At 68.3% G+C, this 7,521-nt stretch carries 9 protein-coding genes; 1 reads left to right on the top strand and 8 read right to left on the bottom strand.

The genetic code is table 11. The features are described from left to right. The first annotated feature begins 245 nt into the window (after nt 1-245). The gene (locus EJK15_RS46270; protein WP_138716831.1) at nt 246-836 is read left to right on the top strand and encodes a cob(I)yrinic acid a,c-diamide adenosyltransferase; all 591 of its coding nucleotides are present in this window, start codon (nt 246-248) and stop codon (nt 834-836) included. A 21-nt stretch (nt 837-857) separates the two neighbouring features. Here EJK15_RS46270 and EJK15_RS46265 read toward each other — a convergent pair whose 3' ends face one another. The 8 genes from EJK15_RS46265 to atpE form a co-directional block, all read right to left on the bottom strand. Next, nucleotides 858-1,223 carry a DUF2550 family protein gene (locus EJK15_RS46265; protein WP_240777649.1) on the bottom strand — a complete coding sequence of 122 codons (366 nt, stop codon included), beginning with the start codon at nt 1,221-1,223 and terminating at the stop codon, nt 858-860. 39 nt (nt 1,224-1,262) lie between these two features. Next, complete coding sequence (locus tag EJK15_RS46260; RefSeq protein ID WP_138666580.1) at nt 1,263-1,664, bottom strand: F0F1 ATP synthase subunit epsilon; 402 nt, start codon at nt 1,662-1,664, stop codon at nt 1,263-1,265. Nucleotides 1,665-1,733: 69 nt separating this feature from the next. Further along, nucleotides 1,734-3,182 (bottom strand): F0F1 ATP synthase subunit beta, encoded by a 1,449-nt coding sequence (gene atpD / locus EJK15_RS46255; protein WP_138716829.1) that lies wholly within the window; start codon nt 3,180-3,182, stop codon nt 1,734-1,736. 1 nt (nt 3,183) lies between these two features. Then, nucleotides 3,184-4,086 (bottom strand): F0F1 ATP synthase subunit gamma, encoded by a 903-nt coding sequence (locus EJK15_RS46250; RefSeq protein ID WP_138716828.1) that lies wholly within the window; start codon nt 4,084-4,086, stop codon nt 3,184-3,186. Nucleotides 4,087-4,089: 3 nt separating this feature from the next. Further along, on the bottom strand, nt 4,090-5,739 hold the full coding sequence (gene atpA, locus EJK15_RS46245; RefSeq protein WP_138716827.1) for a F0F1 ATP synthase subunit alpha: 1,650 nt from the start codon (nt 5,737-5,739) through the stop codon (nt 4,090-4,092). A 23-nt stretch (nt 5,740-5,762) separates the two neighbouring features. Next, the gene (locus EJK15_RS46240) at nt 5,763-6,572 is read right to left on the bottom strand and encodes a F0F1 ATP synthase subunit delta (RefSeq protein ID WP_138716826.1); all 810 of its coding nucleotides are present in this window, start codon (nt 6,570-6,572) and stop codon (nt 5,763-5,765) included. An 88-nt stretch (nt 6,573-6,660) separates the two neighbouring features. Then, nucleotides 6,661-7,215 carry a F0F1 ATP synthase subunit B gene (locus EJK15_RS46235; RefSeq protein WP_138716825.1) on the bottom strand — a complete coding sequence of 185 codons (555 nt, stop codon included), beginning with the start codon at nt 7,213-7,215 and terminating at the stop codon, nt 6,661-6,663. Between the two features lie 34 nt (nt 7,216-7,249). Continuing rightward, nucleotides 7,250-7,480 carry an ATP synthase F0 subunit C gene (gene atpE, locus EJK15_RS46230; protein WP_138716824.1) on the bottom strand — a complete coding sequence of 77 codons (231 nt, stop codon included), beginning with the start codon at nt 7,478-7,480 and terminating at the stop codon, nt 7,250-7,252. Nucleotides 7,481-7,521: the final 41 nt, after the last annotated feature.

Below are 7,521 nucleotides of genomic sequence, written 5' to 3'. Positions count from 1 at the left end.
CTCCCCCGGCCGTACGGCGAAGCCGATCCCATCCAGGGCGACCTTGCCGCCGGGGGCGTCGGGGCCGCCCGCGAAGCGCTTGCGCAGTTCGCTGATCTCGAGCATCAGGTCCTCTCCTTCATCATGGATCTATGGTGGCTTTACGCCATTCGCCCTAGTAGTCGCGGAAATCACGGACCTGATATGGATCCCGCGTCCGATCCCGATGACATTTGTCATGACGCTGTGCCCATTACGCTGGGCCCATGACGCGCGCCGACAAGGACAAGCCGGTCGTCCTCTCTCGCATCTACACCCGCACCGGCGACGACGGCACCACCGCGCTGAGCGACATGAGCCGCGCTTCGAAGACCGATCCCCGGCTGGCCGCCTACGCCGACGTGGAGGAAGCCAACGCCCACCTCGGCGTCGCCCTTTCATACCGCACGTTTCCTGACGATCTCACGGATGTGCTCACGCGCGTCCAGAACGAGCTCTTCGACGTGGGCGCGGACCTGTCCACGCCGGTCGTGGATAATCCGGAGTTCCCGCCACTGCGGGTCGAGCAGTCGTACATCGACTGGCTGGAAGAGCAGTGCGACCGCTTCAACGCCGGCCTCAAGCCGCTGCGCAGCTTCATCCTGCCCGGCGGGGATCCGGCCACTGCGGCGCTGCACGTGGCGCGGGTCACCGTCCGCAGAGCGGAGCGCACGACCTGGACGGCCCTGCAGGCGCACGACGACATGAACGCGCTGACGGCGAAATACCTCAATCGGCTGTCCGACCTGCTGTTCATCGCCTGCCGCCTGGCCCACGCGGGCGACGAGATCCTCTGGAAGCCCGGCGGCACCCGCTAGGCGGCCCGCTGAAGCCCGCGATCAGGCGACGTCGAGATAGGCGCTGGGCGGCGCCGACTCCAGCCAGGCCAGGAAGCCCGTCAGCGCGTCCGCGCTCATCGCGATCGACACGTCACGGGTGCTCCCGCTGAGGTCCACCGCGTAGAGCCCGTCGCCGAGCTCGCGCCGGGCGGAAACGACAAGGCCGCGCCTCGCGATCGCGTGGCGCGGCCTCAGTCGGATGCCCATGAGCGGTATCCAGTGGAGCTCCCCGTCGGCGTAGCGGGCTACGCCGCTTTGCCAGGGGCTCTCGCCCACCCGCAGGCGACAGGGCATGCTCCCGCGCGCTCGGGTCAGCATGACCCCGCGCAGGACCACCAGGGCGGCAAGCAGCAATACGAATGTCACAACCGTCGCTAGCAATGCCGCCCCCTGAATGTGATTTTTTTATACCTCTTCGCCTGCCGCGCGCAGCCGGGCCCTGGCACGCTTGGCCTCGATTGCCGCGTCGGCGTCTTCCTGGTTGGCCTCGATCGAGGCCTGGGCCCGATCGAGAGCGTCGCGGGCAGCCGCGACGTCGACCTCGGATCCGAGCTCGGCCACCTCGGCGAGCACGGACACCTCGTTGTCGGCCACGGAGATGAACCCACCGTGCACCGCCGCCACGAGGTCGCCCTCGCCCTCCCGCTTCACGCGCAGCACGCCGCCCTCGACGAGGACGCCGAGAACAGGTGCGTGTTGCGGCATAATACCGATCTCGCCGTCCACGGTCTTGGCAATCACCATGTCGGCCTCGCCCGACCAGATCTCACGCTCGGGTGAGACAACCCCTACGCGTAGCTTCGCCACTTGTGTAGGTTCCTTTCCGATCAGGTAGCGGCGCGGCTCTGGCCGAACCGCGCCACCACCATGGGGCGATTAGCGACGCTCGAGTTCCTTGGCCTTCGCGATGGCCTGTTCGATGCCACCCACCATGAAGAACGCCTGCTCGGGCAGGTGGTCGTACTCACCCGCGCAGAGGCCCTTGAAGGAGGCGATGGTCTCGTCCAGCGGCACGGTCTCGCCCGGCTGGCCGGTGAAGGCCTCGGCCGCGTACATCGGGTGCGACAGGAAGCGCTCGATGCGGCGAGCCCGCTGGACGGTGACCTTGTCCTCCTCGGAGAGCTCGTCGATACCGAGGATCGCGATGATGTCCTGGAGCTCGCGGTACTTCTGCAGGATCCGCTTGGTCTCCTGGGCCACCTGGTAGTGCTCCTCGCCCACGATCTGCGGGTCGAGGATCCGGGAGGAGGAGTCGAGCGGGTCCACCGCGGGGTAGATGCCCTTCTCCGAGATCGGCCGCGAAAGCACGGTCTGCGCGTCGAGGTGCGCGAACGCGTTGTGCGGGGCCGGGTCGGTGATGTCGTCCGCGGGCACGTAGATCGCCTGCATGGAGGTGATCGAGTGACCGCGCGTCGAGGTGATGCGCTCCTGGAGCACACCCATCTCGTCGGCCAGCGTGGGCTGGTAGCCCACGGCGGACGGCATGCGGCCGAGCAGCGTGGAGACCTCGGAACCGGCCTGCGTGAAGCGGAAGATGTTGTCGATGAAGAGCAGCACGTCCTGCTTCTGCACGTCGCGGAAGTATTCCGCCATCGTCAGCGCCGACAGGGCGACCCGCAGCCGGGTGCCCGGCGGCTCGTCCATCTGGCCGAAGACGAGCGCGGTGTCCTTGAGGACGTCCGCCTCCTCCATCTCCAGCCAGAGGTCGTTGCCCTCACGGGTGCGCTCGCCCACACCGGCGAAGCACGAGGTGCCACCGAAGTTACGGGCGACCCGGCGGATCATCTCCTGGATGAGAACGGTCTTGCCGACGCCGGCGCCGCCGAACAGGCCGATCTTCCCACCCTGCACGTAAGGCGTGAGGAGGTCGATGACCTTGATGCCGGTGACCAGCAGCTCGGTACGGGACTCGAGCTGGTCGAACGCCGGGGACGGCCGGTGGATGCCCCACCGCTCCTCGATCTTGAGCGATGCGGTCGGCACGTCGAGCGTCTCGCCCAGCGCGTTCCACACGTGGCCCTTGACGATGTCGCCGACCGGCACCGAGATCGGGCCGCCCGTGTCGGCCACGGCCTGGCCGCGGACCATTCCGTCGGTGGGCTGCATGGAGATGGCGCGGACGAGGTTGTCGCCCAGGTGCTGAGCGACCTCGAGCGTCAGGGTCTTGGTCTCGCCCCCGAGAGTCACCTCGACCTTGAGCGCGTTATAGATCGCGGGCATCGCCTCGACGGGGAACTCCACGTCGACGACGGCGCCGGTGACACGTGCCACGCGGCCTGTGCCGGCCGCGGCGGCTTCTATAGTTTCAACAGCCTCTGCAGTCATTTCACTCTTTCCCCGCTGCGGCGTCAGCGAGCGCGTTGGCGCCACCGACGATCTCGCTGATTTCCTGGGTGATCTCCGCCTGGCGAGCCTGGTTCATCTGCTGGGTGAGCACCCGCATCAGCTCGTTGGCGTTGTCGGTCGCGGACTTCATCGCGCGCCGCCGCGCGGCCTCCTCCGAGGCGGCCGACTGGAGCAGCGCCGTGAAGATGCGGGACTCCACATAGCGCGGCAGCAGCGACTCCAGCACGTCCCCCGCGGTCGGCTCGAACTCGAAGTACGGCGGGATCACGGTGGACTCCGTCGCCTCGGTCTCCTCGACCTCCAGCGGCAGGGCGCGCTTGACCACGACGTTCTGCGTGAGCATCGAGACGAACTCGGTCGAGACGATGTGGATCTCGTCGATCCCGTTGTCGTCCTTGAACGAGTCGATCAGCGTGTTCGCGATCTCCTTGGCGTCGGCGTAGGCCGGCTTCCGTGAGAAGCCGACCCACTGGCCGCCCATCTCCCGCTGACGGAAGGAGTGCCAGGTGACACCCTTACGCCCGGTGACGAACGGCACCACGGTCAGCCCGCGGCTCTCCAGCAGCCCGCGCAGGGCCTCGGCCTCGCGCAGCACGTTGGCGTTGAAGCCGCCACAGAACCCGCTGTCGCTGGTGACGATGAGGACGCCCGCCCTGGCGGGGTTCTCCTTCGCCACGGTCAGCGGATGGTCGACGCTGGCCGCGTTGCTGACGACGCCGGTGACGGCACGAGTGATCTCGCGCTCGTACGGCAGCGCCGCCTGCATCCGCTGCTGCGCCCTCACGATCCGTGAAGAGGCGATGAGCTCCTGGGCGCGCGTGATCTTCGCGGTCGACTTGACCGAGCTGATCCGCCGCCGCAGCAGCCTTAGCTGGGCACCCATGACCTACTTCTTCTCCGCCGGCCGGACGACCTTCTTGATCTTTTCCTGGCCGACCTCTTCGGCGCCGAGCGGCGCCACCGGCTCGTCCTTGACCAGCAGCTCGCCCGACGAGGTGGTGAAGCCCTTCTTGAACTCCGTGATGGCGTCCTTGAGGGTGGTCACCGCGTCGTCGGCCAGGTCGTTGGTCTCGCGGATGCCGTCGAGGATGCCCTTGTGCGAGGACTGCAGGTAGTCGAGGAACTCCGTCTCAAAGCGGCGGACGTCCTCGACCGGCACCTCGTCGAGCTCACCGGTGGTGCCGGCCCACACCGACACGACCTGCCGCTCGACGGGGAACGGCGAGTACTGTGGCTGCTTGAGCAGCTCGACCAGGCGCTGGCCGCGGTCGAGCTGAGCGCGGGACGCGGCGTCGAGGTCGGAGGCGAACGAGGCGAACGCCTCAAGGTCGCGGTATTGCGACAGCGACAGCTTCAGCGTGCCCGCGACCTTCCGCATCGCCTTGACCTGCGCCGAGCCACCGACTCGGGAGACCGAGATACCGACGTTGATCGCCGGGCGAACGCCGGCGTTGAACAGGTCGGTCTCGAGGAAGCACTGGCCGTCGGTGATCGAGATGACGTTGGTCGGGATGAACGCCGAGACGTCGTTGCCCTTGGTCTCGATGACCGGCAGGCCCGTCATCGAGCCGCCGCCCATGTCGTTCGAGAGCTTGGCGCAGCGCTCCAGCAGCCTGGAGTGGAGGTAGAAGACGTCGCCGGGGAAGGCCTCGCGGCCCGGCGGGCGACGCAGCAGCAGGGACACGGCGCGGTAGGCGTCGGCCTGCTTGGTCAGGTCGTCGAAGATGATGAGGACGTGCTTGCCCTGGTACATCCAGTGCTGGCCGATGGCCGAGCCGGTGTAGGGGGCAAGATATTTGAAGCCGGCCGGGTCGGAGGCGGGGGCGGCGACGATCGTGGTGTACTCCAGCGCGCCGGCCTGCTCCAGGCGCGACTTGACCTGCGCGATCGTCGAGCCCTTCTGGCCGATGGCGACGTAGACGCAGCGGACCTGCTTCTCGGGGTCGCCGGAGGCCCAGGCCTCGCGCTGGTTGAGGATGGTGTCCACGGCGATCGCGGTCTTGCCGGTGCCGCGGTCACCGATGATCAGCTGGCGCTGGCCGCGGCCGATCGGCGTCATGGCGTCGATCGCCTTGATGCCGGTCTGCAGCGGCTGCTTCACCGGCTGCCGCTGGACGACCGAGGGGGCCTGGAGCTCGAGGGCGCGCAGGCTCTCGGACTCGATGGCGCCCTTGCCGTCGAGCGGGTTGCCGAGCGGGTCGACCACGCGGCCGAGGAAGTTGTCGCCGACGGGCACGGACAGGACCTCGCCCGTCCTGCGGACCGTCTGGCCCTCCTCGATGCCGCTGAATTCGCCCAGGATAACGACACCGATTTCGCGGGTGTCGAGGTTAAGTGCCAGACCGCGCGTGCCGTTCTCGAACTCGAGCAGCTCGTTCGCCATCGCCGAGGGAAGGCCGGAGACATGGGCAATGCCGTCGCCGGCGTCGACGACGGTCCCGATCTCCTCGCGCGCGGCGCCTTCCGGTTCGTACGCCTGGACGAAGCGCTCAAGCGCGTCCCGGATCTCGTCCGGCCGGATCGTAAGCTCCGCCATCTCTACTCTGTCTCCCTATTCGCCTAGCCGGCCAACCGGCGGCGGACTTCTTCGATTCGTCCCACAATGGTGGTGTCGATGATCTCGTCGCCGATGCGGACCGAGAACCCACCGAGCACTCGCTTGTCCACCTCGACGTTCAGGTGCACGTCACGGCCGTAGGAGGTGCTCAGCCACGCCGCCAGGCGCCGCTTCTGCTCCTCGGACAGCTCGACCGCACTGCGCACCACGGCCACGAGGCGCTGGCGCTGCTGCGCCACGAGCTGCCCGACCTCTTCCAGGCCTGTCTCCAGGCTACGCCCCCGCGGGTGCACAACCAGCTGCGTGATCAGGCGCAGGCTGGTCGGCCCGGCCTTGTCGCCGAGCAGGTCATGCAGCAGCTGCCGCTTGCCCGCCTCGGGCGCGGCCGCGTCGGCGAGCGCGCGGCGCAGGTCGGGGTTGGCGGCGACGATGCGGCCGAAGCGGAAGAGCTCGTCCTCCACCTCGTCGAGCCTGGACTGGCTCTCCGCCTCCGCGGCCGCGGCGACCACGCCGAGCCGCTCGAGCACGTCGGCCAGGTCACCGGCGCGTGACCACCGTGCCGAGACCGCGGCCTCGGTCGTGGTGATCGCGGCCTCGCTGACCTTGCCCTCGAGCAGCGATCGCGCGGTGCGCGCCTTCTGCTCGCCGGACCTGGCCGGGTCGGACAGAACGCGGCGCAGGCCGTGCTCGCGGTCGAGCAGATCCGCGACCGCGAACAGCTCGTCGGAGAGCGTACCGAGGTCGGCACTGGCGGCCACCGCGTTGAACCGCTCTTCGACCTCGGCCAGCGACGTCCTGCTCAAACCTCTCATTGGTCGCTCACCCGCTCCTCGTTCACTCCGTGGACCCGCTCGTTCCTCGCGTGTCCACTCCGCTCACTGCGGGGGGTTCGCTCCTGCATCAGCGCACCGCCTGCGCGCTGCCGGCTTCCAGCTCGTCGAGGAACCGGTCCACGATGCGGCTCTGCCTGGCCTCGTCCACGAGGGACTCACCGACGATGCGGCCGGCCAGCTCGGTCGACAGGCGACCCATCTCCGCGCGGAGCTGCGCGAACGCCGCCTGGCGGTCCGCCTCGATCTGCGCGTGCGCGGCCTCGACGAGACGACGGGCCTCGGCCTGCGCCTCCTCGCGGAGTTCGATCTTGATCTGCGCCGCCTGCTCGCGAGCCTCCTCGCGGAGCCTGGCCGCGTCACGACGGGCCACCTCCAGCTGCTCGGCGTACTGCCGCTGCAGGGCCTGCGCCTCGGCCTGGGCCTCTTCCGCCCGCTTGATGCCGCCCTCGATCGCATCCGTCCGCTCGGTCAGCGTCTTCTGGATACGCGGCACGAGGATCCGGCCGACGACGAAGAGAACCACGAGGAACGAGAAGATGCCGACGACGAGCTCGTACGCGTGCGGAAGCAGGGGGTTGAACTCACCCTCCTCCGGTGTGAGGAGCGTAGCTGCCATTGTCATGGGTGCAGCCTTTCGTCAGGAGTTTCTTCTGGCCTTAGATGCCCGCGAAGAGGAACGGCGCGACCAGACCAATGAGGGCGAGGGCCTCGGTGAGGACGAAGCCGAGGAGCATGTTCTGGCGGATCAGGCCGTACGCCTCCGGCTGGCGGGCAATGGCCTGCACGCCCTGACCGAAGATGATGCCGACGCCGATGCCGGGGCCGATGGCGGCGAGACCGTAACCGATGGCGGTGACGTTGCCGGAGACCTCAGCGAGAACGCTCATTGCTGTTATTCCTTTACTGGACGGCCGGTGAAGTGGAGTCT

The organism is Nonomuraea basaltis, from assembly GCF_005893125.1.
GTDB classification, from domain to species: domain Bacteria; phylum Actinomycetota; class Actinomycetes; order Streptosporangiales; family Streptosporangiaceae; genus Nonomuraea; species Nonomuraea basaltis.
This window is presented reverse-complemented; position numbering and strand designations above follow the sequence as displayed.